The following is a 23,074-nucleotide window of genomic DNA, read 5'->3' on the forward strand; positions in this document are numbered from 1 at the left end:
GGCAAGGCATCGAAAATGACGGCCGCAAACCGATCAACCATCGGCGGCCACGCGCCTGCCCTCTTCCGCTCATGAACATCGACAAGAAAGACCGCCTGATCCTCGAAGCGCTGCAGACCGACGCGCGCCAGAGCCTGGCCGCCATCGGCAAGCGCATCGGCCTGTCGCAGCCGGCCATGAGCGAGCGGGTGCGCAAGCTCGAGGAAGCGGGCGTGATCGAGGGCTACGGCGCGCGCGTCAACCTGCGCGCGCTGGGCGTGGGGCTGCAGGCCATCATCCGCATCGACACCACGCATGCGGGCATTGCCAGGTACCTGAAGCTGTTCGACTCGATGCCCGAGGTGCTGAGCGCCGACCGCGTGACGGGGGAAGACTGCTTCTTCGTGCGCTGCGCGATCGCCGAGCCGTCCGACCTGGAGCGGGTGGTGGACGCGCTGGCGGTCGATGGCTCGGTGACCACGTCGCTGGTGCTGTCGAGCCCCGTGAACAAGCGGGTCACCGTGCACGCGGCCAGGCCGCCGAAGAAATAGGCGGCAGCCTTCAGCGCTGCGCCTTGTCCTTCTGGTTCTGCGCCTCGATGCGTTCGCGCGCGGCCAGCCAGTCGGCGTCGCTCCACTGGCGCAGCTCGTAGAAGTTGCCGCCGGTGGCCAGTGCATTGCCGCCGTCCATCATGATGCTCTGGCCGGTGAGCCAGTCGCACTGGCCCGGCGCCATCAGGAAGGAAGCCAGGTTCTGCAGCTCGCTCATGCGGCCGGTGCGCGCCATCGGGTTGTTCTGCTTGCTGCGCGCGCCGGGCTCCTCGCCGGGGTTCAGGCGCTTGCTCATGCCTTCCGTCGGAATCTCGCCGGGGCCGACGGCGTTCAGGCGGATGCCGTAGCGCGCCCATTCGACCGCGAGCGACTTGGTCATGACCTCGATGCCGGCCTTGCTCATGGCCGAGGGCACCACGTAGGGGCTGCCGTTGTCGACCCAGGTGACGATGATGCTCATCACGCTGCGGAAGGCGTCGCCCTGCTTCCATTCGCCCGATTTCGCCTGCGCCACCCAGCGCTTGCCCACCGCCTGCGTCACGTAGAAGCTGCCGTGGAACACGATGTTGGCGATGGCGTCGAAAGCGCGCGGCGAGAGGGCCTCAGTGGGCGAGACGAAGTTGCCTGCCGCGTTGTTAACCAGCCCGGTGAGGCCGCCGCTCTGGAACAGGCTCTCGACCATCTCGTCGACCTGCTGCGCGATGCGGATGTCCACGCCGAAGGTGTCGATGCGCCGCTGCGGAAACTGCTTGCGCCATTCGGCCGCCGTCTCCTCGCAGACCGACTGGCGCCGGCCGCAGATGGCCACGTCGGCGCCGAGGCTCAGGAAGCGCTCGGCCATCGCCCGGCCGAGGCCGGTGCCGCCGCCGGTCACCAGGATGCGCTGGCCGCTCATGAGGGAAGTCTCGAACATGAATCGTCTCCTTGGTCGATGGAAAGGCGGCACCCGCCGCCACCGGCACATGCTACGCGCGCGGCACCCTTGCGGCTTGCGTGAGGTGGTTCCGTCCCCCGGGGCGAGAATGCGCGAAACGAAATTTCCGGAGACGACGACCGATGCCCAGCCCCGCCGACGACCAAGCCTTCGCACCGCTGGAGGGCGTTCGCGTCCTCAGCCTCGCGCTGAACCTGCCCGGGCCCGCCGCGCTGCTGCGCTGCCGCCGGATGGGCGCCAACTGCCTGAAGCTGGAGCCGCCGGGCGGCGACCCGATGGCGCTCTACAACCGGCCCGCCTACGCCGCGCTGCACGAGGGCATCGAGATCCGCACCCTCGACCTCAAGACCGAGGCCGGCCAGCAGCAGCTGCACGCCGAGCTGGCGGCCACCGACGTGCTGCTCAGCTCGTTCAGGCCCTCGGCGCTCGCCAAGCTGAAGCTCGACTGGGCCACGCTGCAGGCGCGCCACCCTTCGCTGTCGCAGGTGGCCATCGTCGGCGCGCCCGGCGAGCGTGCCGAGGAGCCGGGCCACGACCTGACCTACCTGGCCGAAAGCGGCCTCGTCACCGGCACCGAACTGCCGCCCACGCTCTACGCCGACATGGGTGGCGCCCTGCTCGCGAGCGAGGCGGTGCTCAAGGCCATGCTGCTGCGCTCCCGAAGGGCTGGCGGCGTTTACCTGGAAGTGGCGCTGAACGCCTCGGCCGACTGGCTCGCCCTGCCCCGCACCTGGGGCCTGACCCAGCCCTCGGGCGCGGTCGGAGGCGCGCATGCGGGGTACCGCGTCTATCCCTGCGCCGATGGCCGCGTGGCGGTGGCGGCGCTGGAGCCGCATTTCGCGAAACGGCTCTGCGAAGCCGCGCAGATCGCCTCGCACGACATGCTGGCGCCGTCCACCCGCGAGGCGCTGGCGGCCTGGCTGCTGACGCGCACGCGCGCCGAACTCGATGCGATGAGCCGCGAGCGCGACGTGCCGCTGCTCACGCTGGCTGACTAGGACTCAGCGAGCGGGGCCGTCGCGCTGCCGGTCTTCGCGCTTGAGCGCGAGGTAGGTGTCCAGATCGATCTCGTGCAGCTGGCGCGGGTACTGTTCGGCGCCCGCGAACCATCGACGCTGGCGGCGCTCGGCCTGATCCGGCCCCGGTGCCGAGAGGTAGGCGTCGAGCGTCAGGAAGTAGCGCATCGCATTGCGCTCCACCAGCCCCCGCAGGCCGCGGATGTAGTCGGGCTGGCCCTCGGGCGTCTTGCCGACCACGGTGAAGCCCACCTTGTCGCTGCCGAAGGTCGCCAGGTAGGCCATGGTGCCCAGGCGCACCATGGTGTTGTGGTCGTAGCTGTAGCTGAAGTGCAGGAAGCTCTTGTGCTCGTCGAGCGCCACGGCCTCGAGCGTCACGCGATAGTTGCTGGTGCCCAGGGGGCCGCTTTCGGCGGAGAGCTCCACAAGCAGGTGATCGGGCGAGCTGCTGCTGACCCGGTAGACGAAGGGCAACTCGAAGGCCTGGTCCACGGGCTTGTCGTAGCGTCGCACCACGTAGAGCGTGAGCATCTCGCGCCCCTGCGGGCCGCTGGAGGTGCGGCAGCGCCGGTTATTGACGTGCAGGGTCAGCACGTCGCACCAGTGGGCCGAGCCCTTGAGCGCGGTCGCGATCTCGGAGAGCGGATGCTCGACCACTGCATGGACGTCTCCCTGCAGGCCGTCGGCAGTCTCCATCGAGTCCAGCTGAATGGCCCGGCCGAAGCCGCTGTGCGCGAGCTTGTCGCTCATGCGCTGATGGACGTCGCGCAGCGCCTGGGCGGAGGAGCTCTCCCCGGAGGCGGCCGCGAACGCCTGCGCCGAGGCAAGCACCAGCGACAACGCTGCCGCCAGGATGCGCATCCACGAAACCGGCGAGTGGGGCGAACTGCTCATGGGGCCACACCATACAACGGAGCGCCCCACCCGTGGCATCAGTCGGACTGTGCCGGCTTGCTGCGCCGCACCAGCAGCAGCATCGCGCCGGCCAGCAGCAAGGCCCCGGCCCACTGGCGCGGCGTCATCGCCTGCGAGAACAGCGCCGCAGCCAGCAAGGCCGCCACCAGCGGCTCGATCAGCGTACCGACCACCGCCGCCGTCGGCGACAGCCGCCGCGCGCCCCAGGCGAAGGCCAGATAAGCCACCGAGGTCGTCACCACGCCCGTGTAGCCCACGCCCAGCCATTGCGCGCCGCCGTCCGGCCAGGTGATGCCCGCGGGCACGGCGACGGCCAGCATGCAAAGCGCCGCCGCTGTCATCCCCCAGGCCGAGGCCGTGACTGCCGGCACCCGCGCGGGCATGCGCGCGTTGCCCAGCACCACCATCGCGTAGCAGAAGGCGGAGCCCAGCGACCACGCCACGCCGACCGCATGCCCCGGCGCCAGCGGGCCCCATCCTCCCGCAGGCATCACCAGCAGGAGCACGCCCGCCAATGCGAGCATCAGCCCCGCGACAAGCTTCGGGCCGAGGCGCTCATAGCCGCGCAGCACCGACACCAGCGCGACGATCACCGGCGCGCAGCAGATCGAGATGACCGTCGGCAGTGCCGCCCCCAGGTGCACGATGCCGGCGAACCAGCAGCTCACGTTGAGCGCCATCGCGGCGCCCGTGGCCAGCATCTGCAGCCGCTCGCGACCGCCCAGGTCAGCCCAGCCGGTCCCCGGCATGGCAGGCGCCCGCCAGTGCAGCCACCACAGCAGCGGCAGCCCGAGGGCGAAGCGCGCCAGCGACAGGCTCTGCGGCGCGATGCCGCCATCGATCAGGAATTGCGCCACCAGCGCACCACCGCCCCAGAGGGCGCCGGCCAGCAGCACGCCGCCCCAGGCCAGGGCGGCAGACGTTCTTGCGTTCATTGATGAAAGTTCTTTCTCCATGACGCCCGCCATGGCCTATGGCCGATCGCTTCAGGATCGGGGTTCAGGCAGCGGGCGTGACCATCCGAGCCGCCGGCCGGCCCTTGGGGCACGGCTGGCGGCAACCGCTTGGGTCCGAGCGCGAGCGCGCTTCAGCAGCGGACGGCGGACGGGGGAGAAAGATGGCGGGCCATGTCGCGTATCTTATGCGCCCAAGACTTTTTCGAGGAACGGCCCATGCCACTCGTGCGAATCGATCTTTCCAGCGACACCCCCGAAACCCTGGGTCCGGCCATCGGCGACCTGGTCTACCAGGCCATGCGGGACACCATCAACGTGCCGGAGCACGACAAGTTCCAGGTCATCACGCGCCACGCTCCGCAAGAGCTGGTGCATCCGGCAAGCTACCTCGGCGTGTCGTATTCGCCGGGTTTCGTGCTGATCCAGATCACCCTGAACCAGGGGCGCACGACCGAGATGAAGAAGGCCTTCTACAAGCGGGTGGCCGACGACCTCCACGGCCGGCTGGGCATCCGGCGCGAGGACGTGTTCATCAACCTCGTCGAGGTGGCGAAGGAGAACTGGTCGTTCGGCAACGGGGAGATGCAGTACGCCTGAGGGCGCTCCCCGGGGGTGGTCGACTCAGCGCGGCTTGCGGATGTTGCCGCGCACCGGGCCGGCAGGCTTGCGCCCGGCCGTACCCGTGCCCGAGCCGTTGTCGCGCGGCGGCAGGCCGGTGTGCTGCGTGAGGATGCGGCCCTTCGAGGGCTTCACCGGTGCCAGCCTGACCGGTGCGGCCTTGGCGGCAACGGGTGCCGCCGTCGAGTTCTTGCGGCGCGCGCTGGTGTAGCCGCCGTCGGTCATCGGCTGCCAGGTCGGGATGAGGTGGTGCTTGCCGTTGCCGATCAGGTCGGCGCGGCCCATGCTCTTGAGGGCCTCGCGCAGCAGCGGCCAGTTGTTGGCGTCGTGGTAGCGCAGGAAGGCCTTGTGCAGGCGGCGGCGCTTGTCGCCGCGCACGATGTCCACCGTCTCGCTCTCGCGCGTGATCTTGCGCAGCGGGTTGCGGTTGGAGTGGTACATCGCGGTGGCGGTGGCCATCGGGCTCGGGTAGAAGGTCTGCACCTGGTCGGCGCGGAAGCCGTTCTTCTTGAGCCAGATCGCGAGGTTCATCATGTCCTCGTCGCTGGTGCCCGGATGTGCGGCGATGAAGTACGGAATGAGGTACTGCTTCTTGCCAGCCTCGGCCGAGTACTTCTCGAACATCTGCTTGAACTTGTCGTAGCTGCCGATGCCGGGCTTCATCATCTTCGTGAGCGGGCCCTGCTCGGTGTGCTCGGGCGCGATCTTGAGATAGCCGCCCACGTGGTGCTGCACGAGCTCCTTCACGTACTCGGGCGACTGCACCGCCAGGTCGTAGCGCAGGCCGGAGCCGATCAGGATCTTCTTGATGCCCTTCAACGCACGCGCCCGGCGGTAGATCTTGATCAGCGGGTCGTGGTTGGTGTTGAGGTTCTGGCAGATGCCCGGGTACACGCAGCTGGGCTTGCGGCAGGCGGCCTCGATCTCGGGCGACTTGCAGCCGATGCGGTACATGTTGGCGGTGGGTCCGCCGAGGTCGGAGATGGTGCCGGTGAAGCCCTTCACCGAATCGCGGATGGCCTCGACCTCCTTGATGATCGAGTCTTCGGAGCGGCTCTGGATGATGCGGCCCTCGTGCTCGGTGATGGAGCAGAAGGTGCAGCCGCCGAAGCAGCCGCGCATGATGTTCACGCTGAAGCGGATCATCTCCCACGCGGGGATCTTGGTCGCGCCGTCGTGGCTGCCGTTCTCGTCGGCGTAGCGCGGATGCGGGCTGCGCGCGTACGGTAGGTCGAACACGTGATCCATCTCGGCCGTGGTGAGCGGAATCGGCGGCGGGTTGATCCACACGTCGCGCGCCGTGGTGCCCTCGCCGTGCGCCTGCACCAGCGCGCGGGCGTTGCCGGGGTTGGTCTCCAGGTGCAGCACGCGGTTGGCGTGCGCGTAGAGCACCGGGTCGCTGCGCACCTGCTCGTAGGACGGCAGGCGGATCACCGAGCGCTCGCGCGGAGGCACCTTGGTCTTGCCCTTGCCCTGCAGCGCGGGGTTGGGCACGAAGTTCAGCGGCTTGATGGCGGGGTTGACGGCCGCAGAGCCCGCAGCCTCGGCTGCCTTCGCGACTGCCTCGGCCTCGTCTTCCTTCGCGCAGGTGGCGCCGTTGGCCTTGGCCTGGTCGGACACCATGAGGTACGGATTGACGTGCGCCTCGACGCGGCCGGGCTCGTCGACGCTGGTGGAGACGATCTCGAACCAGCCTTCCGGCGTCTCGCGCCGCACGAAGGCGGTGCCGCGCACGTCGGTGATCTGCTGGACCGGCTCCTTGGCGGCCAGGCGGTGCGCGATCTCGACGATGGCGCGCTCGGCGTTGCCGTACAGCAGCAGGTCGCACTTGGAGTCGACCACGATGGAGCGGCGCACCTTGTCCGACCAGTAGTCGTAGTGGGCGATGCGGCGCAGCGAGCCCTCGATGCCGCCGAGGATGATCGGCACGTCGTTCCAGGCTTCCTTGCAGCGCTGCGAATACACGATGGCTGCGCGGTCGGGGCGCGCGCCGCCCACGTCGCCGGGGGTGTAGGCATCGTCGCTGCGGATCTTCCGGTCGGCTGTGTACCGGTTGATCATCGAATCCATGTTGCCGGCGGTGACGCCGAAGAACAGGTTCGGCTTGCCCAGCGCCTTGAAGGGCTCGGCGCTCTGCCAATCGGGCTGCGCGATGATGCCCACGCGGAAGCCCTGCGCCTCCAGCATCCGGCCGATGACCGACATGCCGAAGCTGGGATGGTCGACGTAGGCATCGCCGGTGACGATGATGATGTCGCAGCTGTCCCAGCCGAGCGCTTCCATCTCCTTGCGCGAGGTCGGCAGGAATTTCGCCGTGCCGAAACGGGCCGCCCAGTACTTGCGGTAGCTGGTCAGCGGCTTGGCGGCACGCGCGAAAAAGGAGACGTCGACGGGAGCGTTCATCGGTGGGAGTTGACAGCGCCGCGGGAGCGCCGTTGTGGGCAACCCTCGATTTTAGGGTTTTCCACCATGCCTGTCGCCCTGCGTTACCTGTGACCGGACTTTCCCGAAGGACTCATGTGCCGGCAATTTGATTGCCAAAGTCAACCAACCGAATGACAATGGCAACCATGTCCACGACTTCGCCTCCCATAGATACCGCCGCCGTCAAGGCGATCCGCCAGTTCAACCGCTTCTACACCCGCCGCATCGGGGCGCTCGACCCCTACCTGGGCAGCGCCATGTCGCTGACCGACGTGCGTGTCCTGTACGAGCTGGCGCACCGCGAGGTACCCGTCGCCAGCGAGATCGGACGCGACCTCGGGCTGGACGCGGGCTACCTGAGCCGCATCCTTCGCCGCTTCGAGAACGAAGGCTGGCTGGTGCGCGAGCCGCATCCGCGCGACGCGCGCCAGAGCGTGCTGCGCCTGACCGAGGCGGGCCACGCCGCTTTCGCGCCGCTGCAGCAGAAGTCGCGCGAGGAGGCAGCCGCTCTGCTCGCCTCGCTGGCCCCGGCGCAGCGACAGCAGCTGGTGCACGCCATGGGAACGGTTCAGTCGCTGCTCGATCCCCAGGCGCCGCCGGAGAGGCCGCAGGCCGCCATCCTGCGGGAGCCCGGCCCCGGCGACATCGGCTGGGTGGTGCAGCAGCACGGCGAGATCTACGCGCGAGAGTACGGCTGGAACAGCACCTTCGAGGCGCTCGTCGCGAACATCGCGGGCGAGTTCCTGCTCAAGTTCCAGCCCGAATGGGAGCGTTGCTGGATCGCCGAGCTCAACGGCGAGCGCGTCGGCTCGATCTTCGTGGTGCGCAAGTCGGCCACGGTGGCGCAACTGCGGCTCCTGATCCTCACGCCCGGCGCGCGCGGGCTGGGCCTGGGCGGCAAGCTGGTGGACGAATGCATCGCCTTCGCGCGCCTGAAGGGCTACCGCAAGATGGTGCTGTGGACCAACAGCTGCCTGACGGCCGCGCGCGGCATCTACGCCAGCCGCGGCTTCCAGCTCACGGCTTCGGAGCCGCACGAGGGATACGGCACGCCGCTGGTGGGCGAGACCTGGGAATTGAAGCTGTAGCAGGCCCTGCCTGACTGGCCCCTTCCCCCTCTGGGGGAAGGTTGGGATGGGGGCAAGCAGAGCTTTCGATGGATACGCCGCGTGCCCCACCCCGGCCCTCCCCCAGAGGGGGAGGGAGAAGGCTCACTGCATGAACCAGCCGTGGCTCACCACGAGCGATTGACCCGTGAGCGCATTGGTCGGGAACCCCGCGAACAGCAGCGCCACGCGCGCCACGTCTTCCGTGGTCGTGAACTCCCCGTCGACCGTCTCCTTCAGCATCACGTTCTTGATGACCTCCTGCTCGGTGATGCCCAGCGTCTTGGCCTGCTCGGGAATCTGCTTTTCCACCAGGGGCGTGCGCACGAAGCCCGGGCAGATCACGTTGGCGCGCACGCCGTGCTTGGCTCCTTCCTTCGCGACGGTCTTGGCCAGGCCGATGAGGCCGTGCTTGGCCGTCACGTAGGGCGCCTTCAGCAGCGAGGCCTCCTTGGAGTGCACCGAGCCCATGTAGATCACGCTGCCGCCGCGGCCCTGCGCGTACATGTGCTTCAGGCAGGCCTTGGTGGTGAGAAAGGCGCCGTCGAGGTGGATGGCGAGCATCTTCTTCCAGTCGGCGAAGCTGAACTCCTCCACCGGATGCACGATCTGGATGCCGGCGTTGCTGATCAGGATGTCGATGCCGCCGAAGGCCGCGGCGCCCTCTTCCACCGAGGCGTTGACCTGGTCTTCGTTCGTCACGTCCACGCCCACGCCGATGGCCTGCGCGCCCGTGGCCTTGAGTTCGGCCGCGGTGGCGTCGGCCGCTTCCTTGTTCAGGTCGGCGATGATGATCTTCGCGCCTTCCTGGGCGAACAGGATGGCGATTTCCTTGCCGATGCCGCTGGCCGAGCCGGTGATGTAGGCGACCTTGTCCTTGAGTTGCATGGTGATGTCCTTGAGGGTTGAGGAGAGAGAAGGATGAATTCCTGCGCCGTTTCCGAATCGGGAGACACTGCGGATCCGGCTTGGCCGGGCCGCAAGTGTCGCGCCCGGCGAGGGGATTGGCGAAGCGACACGAGGTGCGCGCAGCCTGGGGCCGTGCTCATTTCATGTAGTCGTGTTCCACGGTGCCCAGCGCGAGCGTCATGTCCGCGATGTAGTGCACCGCCGACTCCACCTTGCGCACCGGCAGGTCGGCCACCGGCGCCAATGCGTGCGGATGCAGTTCGAGCGAGCCGGGCCCGCCCCACGCGCCGTGCAGCGTCACGTCGACCATGTGATAGCGCACCAGTTCGCAGATGCGCGCGGTGCCGTCGACGTGCGGAATGATCTTGAGCAGGAAGTTCGGCTGCGCGATGCCCGCGAGGATGGGCGCTGGATCGAGCGTGCGGTGCTTGAAGCCCATCGTGGCCTTCGCCACGCGCACCTTGCCATAGTCGAGCGTGCCGACCACCACGTCGGTCTCGTAGTCGAGCACCGGAGATGCGAGCTTCTTCGGGAAGCCCCAGAGCTCGCGCCCGCCTGCAATGGGCGGATGGTCGTTCAGGTACATCGCATGCACGTAGGCGCCCTTCTCCACGCCCTTGTCGGTGCGCAGCTGCACCGGAATGACCTGGCCCGACTCGGTGTAGTCGCCAAAGCCGGTGGAGTCGGGCATGCGGATGAACTCGTACTTGACCAGCGGCTCGACGACTTCGAGCGGCTCGGGCACCACCGCGCGCAGGGCCTCGATGTCGGTGCGGTACGTGATGATCAGGAATTCGCGCCTGATGAAGCGGTAGGGACCCGGCGGAAAGGCGGGGCTGGTCAGCGGCATCGCGAATGCCGTTCGTCGCACGTCTTCAATGTTCATGATGCAAACATTTCCTCCTGGTGAAGCTGAAGCGTTGAATTGACGGCCCAGTCTCGCGCTGGTTTCTTAGCCGGGGCTGAATCGCCGCTCGCCCAGGCGGCTCATCGCGACAGCCCCGGCCGCTTGACGCGCCCCGAGCCGTGCTCGCCGAGGTCGAAGGTGGTCACACCGTTCACGGTGGCATCGGCGCGCAGCGTCTCGGGGTGGGCCAGGGTCACGCGCATGTCGCGCGCGCCGGTCTCCCAGTGCTCTTCGACCGCGGCGCGCGAGAACTCGTAGTCCTTCGACTCCAGTTCGTAGGGCTTGTCGCGGTAGATCAGGTGGAAGATGTCGATGGGCTCGTGCGTGAGCTGCGACTGCACCTCGTGGACGCTGGGATCGTTGCGCAGGTTGGCGGGCAGCTTGGAGATCAGGTCTGCAATGGCCTGCTGCAGGTTCATGTTGGCGGCCAGCGCGTCGGTGTTCATGCGGGTGCGGCTGGAGTAGGTGATGTCCTTCTGCCGCTCCATCACGCCAGCCATGTTGCGGGGCATCTCGCCGCGGGCGTTGAACAGGTCGACCTGCAGCACCACCAGCGGCTCGTTGCGCGGGTGCGTGTCGAGCACGTACTGCAGCGGCGTGTTCGAGACGATGCCGCCGTCCCAGTAGTCGTCGCCGTCGATGCTCACCGGCGCGAAACCCGGCGGCAGCGCGCCGCTGGCCATGATGTGCTCGGGCCCGATGCGCTGGCGCGTGTTGTCGAAGTACACCGAGTTGCCGGTGCGCACGTTCACCGCGCCCACGCTGAAGCGGGCCTCGCAGGCGTTGATGCGGTCGAAGTCGACGAGGCGCTCCAGCGTCGACTTCAGCGGCGAGGTGTCGTAGTAGCTCAGCAGCGGCGCGGCGCCCCCGAGCAGGAAGGCCGGCGAATAGCGCGGCTCGAAGAAGCCCGGAATGCCCACCAGGGAGGCCATGGTCGCGCTGTACTGGTTCTGCATGGCCCGGTCGCCCAGCCATGAAGGCAGCCGCTGCGATGGCCCGGAGGACACGAGGTGCCAGAACTCGCGCAGCCGGTCGACCCGTTTTTCCTGCGCGTTGCCTGCGATCAGCGCGGCGTTGATGGCGCCGATGGAGACGCCGGCGATCCAGTGCGGCTGCAGGTCGGTCTCGCTGAGCGCCGCGTACACGCCGGCCTGGTAGGCGCCGAGCGCGCCGCCTCCCTGCAGCACCAGCGCCTTGCGGGCGGTACGCATGTCCTTGCGGCGCGAGGCGAAGGGGTCGAGGGGCTTGGAGGCGGCACGGGTTTTCTTCTTCGGGGGTGTCGTCGTCATGCGTTCATTTGACACCACTCCCGATACAAGAACCTGACCAGGGGTCGCCGCCCCCGGCACGATCTCACATCTTCGGCAGCAGCTGCCCGCGGATCTCGCCGCCGGGGTTGGCGGCCGTGTGGACGTTGGCGTACCACTTGCCCGCCGACAGGTCCGCGGCCTGGGCCGGCGTGAGCGTGGCCTGGCCCTCGATCGGGCTCGCCGGGTTGGCGAAGGGCAGCACCACGCCCGCGTTCGCGCCCGCCGCGGCCGGGCCATGGAAGTGCGCCATGGTGGCCGGCCCGCTCAGGCCCGTGTAGGTGATCTTGTACTTGAGCACGTTGGTGTCCCGGTCGAGCCAGGCCTCCGCCATGCCGCTGCCGCGGGTCATGTTCGGCGGTACTTCGCTGGCCGCGTTCATCGCACCGCTGAAGCTCGCGACGTTCGACTTCGACATCATTCCGCAGCCGGCCAGCGCGGCACCGGCAACGCCGGCGACGAGCGCCGCACGCAAAAGAGAGCCATATTTGGTCATGAGCGTGATCTCCTGGTTGTGAATGCGACGACAGCATAGGCAGCTGCACGGGATCTGTCCTGTCGGCCATCGCCCCGACTTGGGGCTGCGCGCTCGACCTGAAAGAGAATGTGTCGATGACCTCCCCTGCTTCCACGACCCTCTCCAACACGCTTCCCACGGCCCGCGACGTCGTCGATTTCTGGACCGAAGCGGGCCCCGAGCGCTGGTTCGCCAAGAACGACGCCTTCGACGCCGCCTTCATCACCCGTTTTGCCGACGCCCACCAGGCCGCAGCCCGCGGAGAACTCGACCACTGGGCCGCCGACGGCCAGGGCGCATTGGCGCTGATGGTGCTGCTCGACCAGTTCCCGCGCAACGCCTGGCGCGGCAATCCACACATGCTGGCCACCGACGGAAAGGCCCTGGCGGCGGCGAAGCAGGCGATCGAGGCAGGCTTTGACCGGGAGTGCGACCCTGCACTGAGACGCTTCTTCTACCTGCCCTTCATGCATTCGGAAGTGCTGGCCGAGCAGGAGCGCTCGGTGGAACTCAACGCCGCGCTCGACGACAACACCCAGCGCTTCGCCGTGCTGCACCGCGACATCGTCGCGCGCTTCGGCCGCTTTCCGCACCGCAACAGGATGCTCGGGCGCCCCAGCACGGCGCAGGAGCAGAAGTTCCTGGACGAAGGCGGCTTCGCGGGCTGACCCGCGCAAAGCGTAGAGGTGACGCTCAGTCGTCGTTGTGCGGCAGCGGCAGCTCGCGCGTGGGCGAAGGGTTCAGCTCGGCGATGCCCTCGGCGTTCTTCATCGAGCCGTAGGTGCGCGCATAGACCCAGGTGAACTCCGCGCCCAGCAGGAAGATCTGCGCCGAGTAGTACACCCACACCAGCACCACCACCAGCGAGCCCGCCGCGCCATAGCCCGAGGCCACGCTGCTCTTGCCGATGTACAGGCCGATCAGGTGCTTGCCGACGGTGAACAGCAGCGCCGTCACCGCCGCGCCCACCCACACGTCGCGCCACTGCACCTTCACGCGCGGCATGATCTTGTAGATCATCGCGAAGATCACCGTCACCATCGCGAAGCTGAAGACGAAGTTGACGACCTGCGCCGTCGTCTCCCAGGCGCCGAACATCGGCGACCACCACTTGCCCAGCGCCGCGAGCGCCGCGCTCGCCACCAGCGACACCATGAGCAGGAAGCCGATGCCCATGATCATGCTGAACGACAGCAGCCGCACACGCAGCATGTTGAACAGGCCCTTGTTCTTGACGCGGGCCGGCGCGCGCCAGATGCGGTCGAGCGCGTCCTGAAGTTCGCCGAAGACGGTGGTGGCACCCACCACCACCAGCCCGATGCCGATCACCGTGGCGACGATGCCCTCGGCCGGCTTGTTGACGGCCTTAAGCATGCCCTGCACCGCCGCCGCGCCCTGCTCGCCCATCAGGCCCGAGAGCTGGGCAAAAATCTCGCCGCGCGCGGCGTCCTGCCCGAAGACCAGCCCGGCCACCGCGATCACGATCAGCAGGAGCGGCGCGATCGAGAAAACCGTGTAGTAGGCGAGCGCGGCGCCCATGCTCGGGGCGTAGTCGTTGGACCACGAATTGAAGGCCCGGCGGCAGAGATCGAAGAGCGCGCGCAGTTGCGTGACCATGCTGGAATGTCCTCCTTGAAACCCTTGAAGCGGCCGGGCGCCGCCGTGTCGCGGCGGCGCCCGGCATGTCGAATGCCTGCCTACGATAATCGCTCGACATGCAACCGTCTCCTCCTGCAGCCCATCCCCAGTCGCCGCGCGACCTTTTTGTCTCGTTCACCTGGCTCGCGCTGCAGGGCTTCGGCGGAGTCCTCGCCATCGTCCAGCGCGAGATGGTCGAAAAGAAGAAATGGCTCACGCCCGAGCAGTTCCTCGAAGACTGGGCCGTGGCGCAGGTGATGCCGGGGCCCAACGTGATCAACCTCGCGCTGATGATCGGCGACCGCTACTTCGGCCTGCGCGGCGCGCTGGCGGCGGTGGCGGGCATGCTGACCATTCCGCTGGTGGTGATCCTCGCGCTGGCCGTGCTGTACGCGCACTATGCGGGCAATCCGCAAGTGGCGGCGGCGCTGCGGGGCATGGGGGCCGTCTCGGGCGGGCTGATCGCCGCCACGGGCGTCAAGCTGGTGCCGCAGCTGCGCAAGCACCCGCTGGGCTTCGCGACCTGCCTGGTCATCATGGCGCTGGTGTTCGTGGCCATCGCGGTGCTGAAGATTCCGCTGGGCTGGGTGCTGCTGGTGCTCGGCGGCGCGGCCTGCATCTGGACCTGGAAGAGGATCGCCCCATGACCATCGCCATGCAATGGCACGACTGGCTGGCCCTCCTCGGGCAGTACATGCTGCTGTCGCTGCTGTCGATCAGCGGCGCCATCACCACGGTGCCCGACATGCACCGCTACCTCGTCACGCAGCACGGCTGGCTCACCGACGCGCAGTTCAGCTCCTCGGTCGCGATCGCGCAGGCGGCGCCCGGGCCCAACGTGCTGTTCGTGGCGCTGATGGGCTGGAACGTGGGGCTCAATGCCGGCGGCGGCATCGGTGCCGGGCCGCATGCCTGGGTGCTCGGGCTCTTCGGCCTGCTGGTCACGATGCTGGGCATCATGCTGCCGAGCACCACCCTCACCTACTTCGCGACCCGCTGGGGCCACCGCAACCGCACGCGCCGCGAGGTCCGCGCCTTCAAGCAGGGCATGGCGCCCGTGGTGGTCGGGCTGCTGATCGCCACCGGCTGGGTGCTGGCAGCAGGAAACCATGCCGGCGATGCGCCCGCGTGGCACCTGTGGCTGCTGACCGGCGCTGCCGCGCTTATCGTCTGGCGCACGCGCATCCACCTGCTCTGGCTGCTCGGCGCCGGCGCGGTGCTGGGCGCCGTGGGCTTCGTCTGAACTTTCCCATCCTCTTCATCAGGAACACATCGACATGTCGCAACTTCGCCCGCTCGGCCGCTCCGGCCTCCAGGTTTCCCCGCTCGCCTTCGGCGGCAACGTGTTCGGCTGGACCGTCGACGAGGCCGCCTCGTTCAAGCTGCTCGATGCCTGGCTGGACGCCGGCTTCAACTTCGTCGACACCGCGGACGTGTACTCGGCCTGGGTGCCGGGCCACACCGGCGGCGAGTCGGAGACCATCATCGGCAAGTGGCTCAAGCAGAGCGGCAAGCGCAACCGCGTGGTGCTGGCCACCAAGGTCGGCAAGCCGATGGGCGAAGGCAAGGCGGGCCTCGCGCCCAAGTACATCCGCGAAGCCGTGGAGGCCTCGCTCAAGCGCCTGCAGACGGACTACATCGACCTCTACCAGTCGCACGACGACGACGCCAACACCCCGCTGGAGGAGACGCTCGGCGCCTTCGACGAGCTGATCAAGGAAGGCAAGGTGCGCGCGATCGGCGCATCGAACTACACCGCGCCGCGCCTGGCCGAGGCGCTCGACGTGTCGGAACGCCTGGGCATCGCCCGCTACGAGAGCCTGCAGCCGCTGTACAACCTCTACGACCGCGCGGTGTTCGAAGACGAGCTGGAGCCCCTGTGCATCAAGCGCGAAGTGGGCGTGATCAACTTCTACGCGCTGGCCGCAGGCTTCCTCACGGGCAAGTACCGCACCGAGGCCGACGCGTCCAAGAGCGCGCGCGGCGCCAACACCACCAGGAAGTACCTCAACGAGCGCGGCCTGCGCATCCTCGATGCGCTCGACAAGGTGGCCCAGCAGTACAACGCCAAACCGGGCCAGGTGGCCATCGCGTGGCAGATCGCGCGCCCGGGCGTGACGGCGCCGATCGCCAGCGCCACCTCCATCTCGCAGCTCGAGGAGCTCGTGGTCGCGACGCAACTCAAGCTGGACGCAGGCACCATCGAGATGCTCGACCGCGCCAGCGCCGAAACGGCGAAGCCCGCGGCCTGACCCGATGAGCACCTTCGACGCCATCGCCGCTCCCACGCTGGAGCATTTCGCCGACCTGAGCATCCAGGTGGGCGTGCCGCAGGTGCTGGGCAGCAGTCCGCGCGGGCTGCGCCGCGTGGTGCCGATCCTCGGCGGCGAGGCCATCGGCCACGGCTGGCGTGCGCGCGTGCTGCCGGGCGGCAGCGACTTCCAGCTGATCGTGAGCGACACGCTCTCGGAGCTCGACGCGCGCTACGGCCTCGAGACCGACGCGGGCGACCTGATCTACGTGCACAACAGCGCGATGCGCAGCGCCTCGCCCGAGGTGATGGCCAGGCTGCTGCGCGGCGAGCCGGTCGATCCCTCGCAGGTGTACTTCCGCTGCAGTCCGCGCTTCGAGACCGCGTCGGCGTCGCTGAAGTGGATCAACGAGCGCATGTTCACCGGCGCCGGCGTGCGCAACCCGGCCGAGGTCGTCATGCGCTTCTTTGCCCTGAACTAGCCGTCGACCGGGTTCAGCGGCGTGGCGAGGATGCGCTGGTAGAAGGCCACGTCCAGCCAGCGCCCGAACTTGAATCCCGCCTGGCGCACCGTGCCCGAGTGCTCGAAGCCCAGGCTCTGGTGCAATGCAATGCTGCCGGCGTTGGCCGCGTCGATGGCGCCGACCATCACGTGGACGTCACGCTTGACCGCCTCTTCGACGATGGCCTCCATCAGCGTGCGGCCCAGGCCCTTGCCGCGGTGCGCGCTGTCGACGTAGACAGAGTGCTCCACCGTGTACTTGTAGGCGGGAAAGGCGCGGAAAGTGCCGTAGCTCGCGAAGCCCAGCAGCTTGCCGCTTTCGTCCTCGACCCCGATCACCGGAAAGCCGTTGGCGCGCTTGGTGGCGAACCAGGTCACCATGTTCTCGGGCGTGCGCGGCTTGTAGTCGTACAGGGCGGTGGAGGTGACGATGGCCTCGTTCAGGATGGCCAGGATCGCGGCGGCGTGGGCTTCTTCGGTGCACGTGATGAGACGCATGGTGCGGGTCCTCGTTCGGATTTCATTGAAACTTCGTTCAATATATGAGAATAATAATCTCATATGGGAAACGATTCATCTACTGATCCAGCTTCCGCCGGTATTGCCGGCCAGAGCATCGACCTGCTGATAGCCTCCCGGCTGCTGGCCCTGCGCCAGTCGCAGGGCCTGAGCCTCTCGGACCTGGCCGAGCGCTCGGGCGTGAGCAAGGCCATGATCTCCAAGGTGGAGCGCGCCCAGAGCAGTCCCACGGCGGTGCTGCTTGGCAAGCTGGCCGCGGGGCTGGGCGTGCCGCTGGCGCAACTGCTGACGGAGGAAAAGGCGCAGCCCCAGCGGCTGCGCAGGCGCGCCGAGCAGGAGGTGTGGCGCGACCCGCAGGCAGGCTACCTGCGGAGGCAGGTCGCCGAGCGCCAGGCGGGCAGCGGAATCGAGATGGTCGAGATCGAATTGCCGCGAGAGGCTCGGGTCGACTATCCACGCTGGAGCGGCAAGCCGTACCGGCAATGCCTCTGGATGCTCGAAGGCGAATTGCAGGTGGACTACGGCGACGAACGCTTCGAGCTCGCACCGGGCGACCGCCTGGACTTCGGCGTGGACCGGCCGCTGGTCTTCAAGGCGCTCGGCGGCAGCGCCTGCCGCTACCTGCTGGTGGCGAGCCCCGAGTAGGTCCGCAGCGCGCGGAAATCGCGTACCCACTCGGTAGGCACCCTCCCACAAGCACATCCGGCACGCACCGGTGCTGCGCGCCGCGGCGCCGGGAATACTGCGAGGCATCCAGACTTTAGGAGGAACACGATGTCTTTCGCGCTCTACATGATCGGTTTCCTGATCTTCCTGGCAGGCGTCGCCTGGGGTGCCTCGGTGGCCGGCGTGCCCACGCTCTACATCGGCATCGGTGCGGTGATCCTGCTGGGCATCGGCATCTTCAGCGCGGTGGGCCGAACGCGCGGCAAGGACCCGTCCTGAACCTGGTCCTGAGTTCACGCCGGCTTCACGCCACCCGCACATCGGGTCGCTAACTTCGCAGCGCGCATCGCATCAAGCGATGCGCGTTGCTTCAAGTCAGCGGCCCCATGCATACATCCACCAGCCTCTTCTCCCCGCTTCTCCCCTCCGCCTCTTCCGCGGCACCCGCACCGGCTTCCTATGCCGGCAGTGGCACGGGAACCCTCCAGGTAGACCTGCTCGTCGTGGGCGCGAGCTTCGCGGGCCTCGCCTGCGCCCGCGCCGCAGCGCTCGCCGGACTCAGCGTGATGGTGCTGGAGAAGAAGACCGCTGCGGGCGCCAAGCTCCACACCACCGGCATCATCGTCAAGGACGCGGTCGACAGCGTGCCATGGCTGGCCGAGGTGCCTCCGGCGCTGGTCCGCCGCATCGAAGGCGTGCGGCTCTATGCCCCCGACATGCACCACGTCGACCTGCATGCGCCGGGCTACTGGTTCTGGGCCACCGACGCACCCGCGCTGCTCGACTGGATGGTGGACTCGGCCCGGGACTGCGGCGTCGAGGTGCGGCTGGGCACGCTGTTCGAACAGGCGCTGTGGCTCGACGGCCACTGGGAAGTGCCGCTGACGCAGGGTCCCTGCATCACGGCGACATACCTCGTCGGCGCAGACGGTCCGCATTCGCGCGTCGCCAAGGCGCTGGGCCTGTCGCGCAACACGCGCTTTCTCTACGGCGTGGAGCACGAGTACCAGGGCGCGAAGATGGCACCCGACCTGCTCCATTGCTTCATCGACCGCAAGCTGGCACCCGGCTATATCGGCTGGGCGCTCGAAGGCGTGGGCGTCAGCCAGATCGGGCTGGCACGTCGCGTGGGGCACAGCGACGCGGGCGCGCTGAAGCTCGATCCGCTGCTGCGAAAGATCGCCCCTGCCGTCACGCCCGGCGATGCGCCGCCCGTCGCGGTGCGCGCGGGCATGATCCCCTGCGGCGGGGTGCTGCCCGTGGTGGCGCGCGATCGGGCTCTGCTGGTGGGCGATGCGGCCGGCATGGTGTCGCCGGTGACTGCGGGCGGCATCCACACCGCCCTGCTTCATGGGCAGCGCGCAGGCGAGGCGGTGGCTCGGTTCATCCGGGGCGAGGTGGGCGACCCGGCCACGTGGTTCGTGCGCGGCTACCCTGGCTTCAGGCTCAAGCGCGCGCTGCGCTGGGCCTTCGACCATTTCCAGAACGACTGGATGTTCAACCGCCTGCTGGGCACGCCGCAGATGCGGCGGGTGGCGGAACTGATCTATTTCCACCGCAAGGGTGGATCGCCGAGGGATTAGGCGCTTCGCTGGCGCAGCGCCTCGTACAGGCACACGCCGCTGGCCACCGAGACGTTCAGGCTCTCGACCGCCCCGGCCATCGGAATGCTGACGAGCTCGTCGCAGGTCTTGCGCGTGAGCTGGCGCATGCCCTCGCCTTCGGCGCCCAGCACCAGCGCCAGCGGGAGCTTGAAGTCGCTCTGGTAGATGGTGCCCGGCGCGTCGTCGCTGGTGCCCACGCACCAGATGTTGCGCTCCTTGAGTTCGTTCAGCGTGCGCGCAAGGTTGGTGACCATGAAGTACGGCACCGTCTCGGCCGCGCCGCTCGCCACCTTGGCGACGGTGGCGTTGATGCCTGCCGCATGGTCCTTGGGGGCGATGACCGCGTGCGCACCGGCGCCGTCGGCTACCCGCAGGCAGGCGCCGAGGTTGTGCGGATCGGTCACCCCGTCGAGCACCAGCAGCAGCGGCACGGTGCCGGCCTCTTCGAGGCCTTCGAGCAGTTCGTCCAGGGAGCGGACCTGGGCGACGGGCTCGACCCGCGCCACCACGCCCTGGTGGCCGTGGCTGCCGCTGAGCTTGGAAAGCCGGGCACCGTCGGCCTCGATCAGGCGCACGCCTGTTTCCTGCGCGCGGGCCAGGAACTGTTTCATGCGCGCATCGCGGCGGCTGGCGTCGAACAGGACTTCGAGCACCGACTTCGGCGCGGTCTTGAGGCGCACGCCCACGGCATGGAAGCCGAAGATCACTTTGGGGGAAGACATCCGTGGATTATCCCTGCCCCCTCGGGGTGGCTCCGTACGCCTGTCCGCTCAGGCGATCGGCAGGCCGCTGAGCGCGCGGGTGCGCTCGTCATGAAGCTCCTGGACCGCCTGCGCCTTCGGATGCACCTTCGCGCCGTTGCCCACGCTCTCCAGGTACTGGCAGGCGGCGTGACCTTCGGCAGCCTTCTCGTAGCGCGAGATCCAGGCGTCGCGCACGGGCAGCTTGTCCGGCGACACCGGCCACACGCCCGGCCGCGGCCGGATGTGATCGCCGATGCCGATGCGCCAGGGCTTGGCGCTCACGCGGGCGCGAAAGCAGTTCTGGTTGCGGCACATGCGCGCGTAGACCTTGTCGACGCCCAGCGCGTGGAAGCAGTCGGCCACCGCGGTGTCGGAAGGATTGAACACGTCGTGCATCGCCAGCAGCCGGAAACCCGCGGGTGTGCGGTAGACGCGCAGGTGCCAGTCGGGATGCTGATGGACGAAACGCGCGATGCGCTCGGCGGCGCGCTTCTCGGGCGACGGGTTGCCGCTGGGCTCGCCGCGCTTCTTGCGCTGGCCGATGAACCAGGCCACGGCGAAGACGATGAGGCCCGCGATCAGCCCGCCCAGCCACGTCCTGGCGGCCCAACCGCCGACCACGCCTGCGATCAGTGCCGGCACCAATGCGAAGCCGAAAACGCTGCCGCGCAGAGGCTCCTCGAAGTCGATGTCGACGAACAGCACGTCGGGTGTGTTGAGGCAGCGCGCGCCGTAGCCGTTGCGCGTGACGACGGCGTCGCCCTGGCGCTCGACGATCTCCTCGCGGATCGGGACGCCCTCGGCGCCGTTGTATGCCAGCTTGCGCTCGCGACGCTCGAGGTCCTCGCCCTTGTGGGCGATGCGGTCGAAGGCGTCGCGGGTGCGCTGGTCGGCATGCGCCTGCGCGGCCACGGGGCTCTCGTCGGACCAACCGTAGCGGCGCACGGTGATCTGATTGCCTGCCACGCGCTCCTGGATGCGGCCTTCGGCCCAGAACTGGGGAACGATCATCTACGGGTCTTCTCGATTCAGGCCTTCGGGCCGAACAGCAGCCACACCATGACCGCCGCCAGCAGGACGATGAGCACCGGCAGCCACTTGTAGCCGCTGTCGTGCACGCGGCCCGGCTCGTCCATGGGACGCCGGGGCATGTGCTGGGTCAGGGGGCCGAAGGCGCCCAGGGTCGGATCGTCATGGTTGTCGACCAGCCGCTTGGCCGCCGCGAGGCTCAGGCCGGTGGCCTCACGCGTGAGGCGGATCGCCTCGATCTTGTTGCCCTGTGCCAGCGCCGTGAGAGCGGTGGAAGGCATCGACGCGAAGCCGCGGTCCTGCCTTGCCGCGGTGGGACCACCGTGACCGCCTGCCACCATGGGATCGCCTTCGCCCGCCTCCTGCCGATCGACGAAGCGATCGACGGCCTCCTTGCACGACTTCAAGTCCATGCCCGTGCGGTCGCGCACGATCTTGATGGCCTCGATCATCCTGCCCCGCTGCAGCGCCAAGACGGCGTCGGGCGGAAGTTCCTCCATGAACATCTCCTTTGAATGTGGCCTGCTATTTATTTAATAGCTTATTGCTCTTGTCAGGCAGGCGCCAGAGCCACTTTTTCATTAAGTGCGACGCGTCCGGCCTCGATGGTGATGCGCCGTTCGCAACGCGCCGCGATGCCGCGGTCGTGGGTGACGAGCACGAGCGTGGTGCCCAGTTCGCGGTTGAGGTCGAACATCAGCTGCATGACCTGCTCGCCGGTGGCGAAGTCCAGGCTGCCCGTCGGTTCGTCGGCCAGCAGCAGCGCAGGCTGCACGACGAAGGCACGGGCCAGCGCCACGCGCTGCTGCTCGCCGCCGGAGAGCACCTTCGGGTAGTGGCCCAGGCGCTGGCCGAGGCCGACGCGGCCGAGCATCTCGGTGGCGGCCTTGCGGGCGTCCTTGCGGTTGGCCAACTCCAGCGGGAGCATCACGTTCTCGAGAGCACTCAGGTTGCCCAGCAGCTGGAAGCTCTGGAACACGAAGCCCACCCGCTGCGCACGGACGGCGGCGCGCTCGTCCTCGTCGATGGCGAAGATGTCCTGCCCCGCGAGCTTCACGGTGCCGCGCGTGGGCGTATCCAGCCCGGCGATGATCGACAGCAGCGTGCTCTTGCCCGAGCCGGAGGCGCCGACGATGGCGGCGGTTTCCCGCGCGCCGAGGGTGAAATCGATGTCCTGCAGAATGTCCAGCGTGCCTGCCGAATCGGTGACGGACTTGAACACATGCTCGACGGCGACAATGGCATCAGACGGGGGTTGGGACATGGAAAGGCTCTGGTTTTGAATCGACGTGACTTTATCTTGACCACCACCGCGCTCGGCAGCGCGGGGATATGGACGACGGCGGCGCAGGCCCAGGCCTCGTCTTCCACGGCTGCCTCGGGCAAGCCGCTGATCCTGGTGCTCGGCGATTCGCTGAGCGCAGAGTACGGCCTCAAGCGCGGCGAAGGCTGGGTACCCTTGCTCGAGAAAAGGCTTGCGCAGCAGAAGATTTCTGCAACCGTGGTCAACGCCAGCATCAGCGGCGACACCAGCTCCGGCGGCCGCGCCCGCTTCGCGCCGCTGCTCGCGCAGCACAAGCCCAGCCTGGTGGTGCTCGAACTCGGTGCCAACGACGCGCTGCGCGGGCTGCCGCTTTCCGACACCGAGAGCAACCTGCTGCAGATCACCAAGGCCGCCCAGGCCGCGGGCGCCAAGGTGCTGATCGTCGGCATCCAGGTGCCGCCCAACTACGGGGCCGACTACACGCGGCGCTTCGAGGCGGTGTTCTCCAAGGTGGCCACAGCGACCAAGTCGGCGCTCGTGCCCTTCCTGCTCAAGGGCGTGGCCGACGCGCCCGATGCGCTCTCGCTGTTCCAGGCCGACCGCATCCACCCGACGGCGGCTGCGCAGCCCCAGCTGCTCGACAACGTCTGGACCGAGCTGCGCAAGATGTTGCCCAAGCAATGAAAAAGCCGCCGCGGGCGATTGCCTGCGGCGGCTTT

The 23,074-nt window shown here is 68.2% G+C and carries 27 protein-coding genes; 13 read left to right on the plus strand and 14 right to left on the minus strand.

Annotated elements, in window-relative coordinates; translation table 11 throughout:
* Positions 1–71 precede the first annotated feature (71 nt).
* Positions 72–530 carry an Lrp/AsnC family transcriptional regulator gene (locus G369_RS0105990; protein WP_019653075.1) on the plus strand — a complete coding sequence of 153 codons (459 nt, stop codon included), beginning with the start codon at positions 72–74 and terminating at the stop codon, positions 528–530.
* 10 nt (positions 531–540) lie between these two features.
* Here G369_RS0105990 and G369_RS0105995 read toward each other — a convergent pair whose 3' ends face one another.
* Positions 541–1,443, minus strand: coding sequence for an SDR family oxidoreductase (locus tag G369_RS0105995; RefSeq protein ID WP_019653076.1), 903 nt, complete (start codon positions 1,441–1,443; stop codon positions 541–543).
* A gap of 143 nt (positions 1,444–1,586) precedes the next feature.
* Between G369_RS0105995 and G369_RS0106000 the strand changes: the two genes are divergently transcribed.
* Complete coding sequence (locus G369_RS0106000) at positions 1,587–2,462, plus strand: CoA transferase (RefSeq protein ID WP_019653077.1); 876 nt, start codon at positions 1,587–1,589, stop codon at positions 2,460–2,462.
* 3 nt (positions 2,463–2,465) lie between these two features.
* Here the strand turns inward: G369_RS0106000 and G369_RS0106005 are convergent, their stop codons facing one another.
* A complete protein-coding gene (locus G369_RS0106005; protein WP_019653078.1) occupies positions 2,466–3,374 on the minus strand; it encodes a hypothetical protein in 909 nt (302 codons plus the stop codon).
* 38 nt (positions 3,375–3,412) lie between these two features.
* Positions 3,413–4,330, minus strand: coding sequence for a DMT family transporter (locus tag G369_RS0106010; RefSeq protein WP_019653079.1), 918 nt, complete (start codon positions 4,328–4,330; stop codon positions 3,413–3,415).
* Positions 4,331–4,567: 237 nt separating this feature from the next.
* Between G369_RS0106010 and G369_RS0106015 the strand changes: the two genes are divergently transcribed.
* Positions 4,568–4,948: a tautomerase family protein gene (locus tag G369_RS0106015; protein WP_019653080.1), complete on the plus strand. Its 381-nt coding sequence runs from the start codon at positions 4,568–4,570 to the stop codon at positions 4,946–4,948.
* A gap of 24 nt (positions 4,949–4,972) precedes the next feature.
* On the opposite strand, the gene G369_RS0106020 is transcribed toward G369_RS0106015, so the two are convergent.
* On the minus strand, positions 4,973–7,372 hold the full coding sequence (locus G369_RS0106020) for a YgiQ family radical SAM protein (RefSeq protein WP_019653081.1): 2,400 nt from the start codon (positions 7,370–7,372) through the stop codon (positions 4,973–4,975).
* A 158-nt stretch (positions 7,373–7,530) separates the two neighbouring features.
* On the opposite strand from G369_RS0106020, the gene G369_RS0106025 reads away from it, so the two are divergent.
* Positions 7,531–8,481, plus strand: a complete 951-nt coding sequence (locus G369_RS0106025) for a bifunctional helix-turn-helix transcriptional regulator/GNAT family N-acetyltransferase (protein WP_019653082.1) — start codon at positions 7,531–7,533, stop codon at positions 8,479–8,481.
* A 123-nt stretch (positions 8,482–8,604) separates the two neighbouring features.
* Here G369_RS0106025 and G369_RS0106030 read toward each other — a convergent pair whose 3' ends face one another.
* The 4 genes from G369_RS0106030 to G369_RS0106045 all read right to left on the minus strand — a co-directional run bounded on the left by G369_RS0106030 (position 8,605) and on the right by G369_RS0106045 (position 12,118).
* Positions 8,605–9,387 carry a 3-hydroxybutyrate dehydrogenase gene (locus G369_RS0106030; RefSeq protein ID WP_019653083.1) on the minus strand — a complete coding sequence of 261 codons (783 nt, stop codon included), beginning with the start codon at positions 9,385–9,387 and terminating at the stop codon, positions 8,605–8,607.
* Between the two features lie 157 nt (positions 9,388–9,544).
* The gene (locus tag G369_RS0106035) at positions 9,545–10,294 is read right to left on the minus strand and encodes an acetoacetate decarboxylase (RefSeq protein WP_019653084.1); all 750 of its coding nucleotides are present in this window, start codon (positions 10,292–10,294) and stop codon (positions 9,545–9,547) included.
* Positions 10,295–10,395: 101 nt separating this feature from the next.
* Entirely contained in the window at positions 10,396–11,526 is a 1,131-nt protein-coding gene (locus tag G369_RS0106040; protein ID WP_051127550.1) for a patatin-like phospholipase family protein, read from the minus strand.
* A gap of 142 nt (positions 11,527–11,668) precedes the next feature.
* Positions 11,669–12,118 carry a CHRD domain-containing protein gene (locus G369_RS0106045; RefSeq protein WP_019653086.1) on the minus strand — a complete coding sequence of 150 codons (450 nt, stop codon included), beginning with the start codon at positions 12,116–12,118 and terminating at the stop codon, positions 11,669–11,671.
* 116 nt (positions 12,119–12,234) lie between these two features.
* On the opposite strand from G369_RS0106045, the gene G369_RS0106050 reads away from it, so the two are divergent.
* Positions 12,235–12,807, plus strand: a complete 573-nt coding sequence (locus tag G369_RS0106050; RefSeq protein ID WP_019653087.1) for a DUF924 family protein — start codon at positions 12,235–12,237, stop codon at positions 12,805–12,807.
* A 25-nt stretch (positions 12,808–12,832) separates the two neighbouring features.
* Here the strand turns inward: G369_RS0106050 and G369_RS0106055 are convergent, their stop codons facing one another.
* Positions 12,833–13,756 carry a YihY/virulence factor BrkB family protein gene (locus G369_RS0106055; protein WP_019653088.1) on the minus strand — a complete coding sequence of 308 codons (924 nt, stop codon included), beginning with the start codon at positions 13,754–13,756 and terminating at the stop codon, positions 12,833–12,835.
* A gap of 98 nt (positions 13,757–13,854) precedes the next feature.
* Between G369_RS0106055 and G369_RS0106060 the strand changes: the two genes are divergently transcribed.
* Genes G369_RS0106060 through G369_RS0106075 form a run of 4 tightly spaced genes read left to right on the plus strand, consistent with a single transcriptional unit; the run spans position 13,855 to position 16,510 of the window.
* Positions 13,855–14,424: a chromate transporter gene (locus G369_RS0106060; protein WP_019653089.1), complete on the plus strand. Its 570-nt coding sequence runs from the start codon at positions 13,855–13,857 to the stop codon at positions 14,422–14,424.
* Entirely contained in the window at positions 14,421–15,020 is a 600-nt protein-coding gene (locus tag G369_RS0106065) for a chromate transporter (protein WP_019653090.1), read from the plus strand. The genes G369_RS0106060 and G369_RS0106065 overlap by 4 nt, the downstream gene beginning before the upstream one ends.
* A gap of 34 nt (positions 15,021–15,054) precedes the next feature.
* Positions 15,055–16,029 carry an aldo/keto reductase gene (locus G369_RS0106070; protein WP_019653091.1) on the plus strand — a complete coding sequence of 325 codons (975 nt, stop codon included), beginning with the start codon at positions 15,055–15,057 and terminating at the stop codon, positions 16,027–16,029.
* Between the two features lie 4 nt (positions 16,030–16,033).
* Entirely contained in the window at positions 16,034–16,510 is a 477-nt protein-coding gene (locus G369_RS0106075) for a DUF3237 domain-containing protein (RefSeq protein WP_019653092.1), read from the plus strand.
* Here G369_RS0106075 and G369_RS0106080 read toward each other — a convergent pair.
* On the minus strand, positions 16,507–17,028 hold the full coding sequence (locus tag G369_RS0106080) for a GNAT family N-acetyltransferase (RefSeq protein ID WP_019653093.1): 522 nt from the start codon (positions 17,026–17,028) through the stop codon (positions 16,507–16,509). The genes G369_RS0106075 and G369_RS0106080 overlap by 4 nt on opposite strands.
* A gap of 63 nt (positions 17,029–17,091) precedes the next feature.
* On the opposite strand from G369_RS0106080, the gene G369_RS0106085 reads away from it, so the two are divergent.
* The 3 genes from G369_RS0106085 to G369_RS0106095 all read left to right on the plus strand — a co-directional run bounded on the left by G369_RS0106085 (position 17,092) and on the right by G369_RS0106095 (position 19,298).
* Entirely contained in the window at positions 17,092–17,694 is a 603-nt protein-coding gene (locus G369_RS0106085; protein ID WP_019653094.1) for a helix-turn-helix domain-containing protein, read from the plus strand.
* 129 nt (positions 17,695–17,823) lie between these two features.
* Positions 17,824–17,994: a hypothetical protein gene (locus G369_RS39050; RefSeq protein WP_019653095.1), complete on the plus strand. Its 171-nt coding sequence runs from the start codon at positions 17,824–17,826 to the stop codon at positions 17,992–17,994.
* A 107-nt stretch (positions 17,995–18,101) separates the two neighbouring features.
* Positions 18,102–19,298, plus strand: a complete 1,197-nt coding sequence (locus G369_RS0106095) for an NAD(P)/FAD-dependent oxidoreductase (RefSeq protein ID WP_019653096.1) — start codon at positions 18,102–18,104, stop codon at positions 19,296–19,298.
* Here G369_RS0106095 and rlmB read toward each other — a convergent pair.
* From rlmB to G369_RS0106115, 4 genes are read right to left on the minus strand one after another with little or no spacing between them, the layout of a single operon-like run.
* The gene (rlmB, locus tag G369_RS0106100; RefSeq protein ID WP_019653097.1) at positions 19,295–20,041 is read right to left on the minus strand and encodes a 23S rRNA (guanosine(2251)-2'-O)-methyltransferase RlmB; all 747 of its coding nucleotides are present in this window, start codon (positions 20,039–20,041) and stop codon (positions 19,295–19,297) included. The genes G369_RS0106095 and rlmB overlap by 4 nt on opposite strands.
* A gap of 48 nt (positions 20,042–20,089) precedes the next feature.
* Positions 20,090–21,073, minus strand: a complete 984-nt coding sequence (locus G369_RS0106105; RefSeq protein ID WP_019653098.1) for a hypothetical protein — start codon at positions 21,071–21,073, stop codon at positions 20,090–20,092.
* 17 nt (positions 21,074–21,090) lie between these two features.
* Positions 21,091–21,591, minus strand: a complete 501-nt coding sequence (locus tag G369_RS0106110; RefSeq protein ID WP_051127551.1) for a hypothetical protein — start codon at positions 21,589–21,591, stop codon at positions 21,091–21,093.
* A 53-nt stretch (positions 21,592–21,644) separates the two neighbouring features.
* Complete coding sequence (locus tag G369_RS0106115) at positions 21,645–22,355, minus strand: ABC transporter ATP-binding protein (RefSeq protein WP_026346226.1); 711 nt, start codon at positions 22,353–22,355, stop codon at positions 21,645–21,647.
* Between the two features lie 36 nt (positions 22,356–22,391).
* Here G369_RS0106115 and G369_RS0106125 point away from each other — a divergent pair, with 36 nt between their 5' ends.
* Positions 22,392–23,039 (plus strand): arylesterase, encoded by a 648-nt coding sequence (locus G369_RS0106125; RefSeq protein WP_019653101.1) that lies wholly within the window; start codon positions 22,392–22,394, stop codon positions 23,037–23,039.
* Positions 23,040–23,074: the final 35 nt, after the last annotated feature.

The sequence above is a fragment of the Variovorax atrisoli 110B genome (assembly GCF_000382045.1).
GTDB classification, from domain to species: domain Bacteria; phylum Pseudomonadota; class Gammaproteobacteria; order Burkholderiales; family Burkholderiaceae_C; genus Variovorax; species Variovorax atrisoli.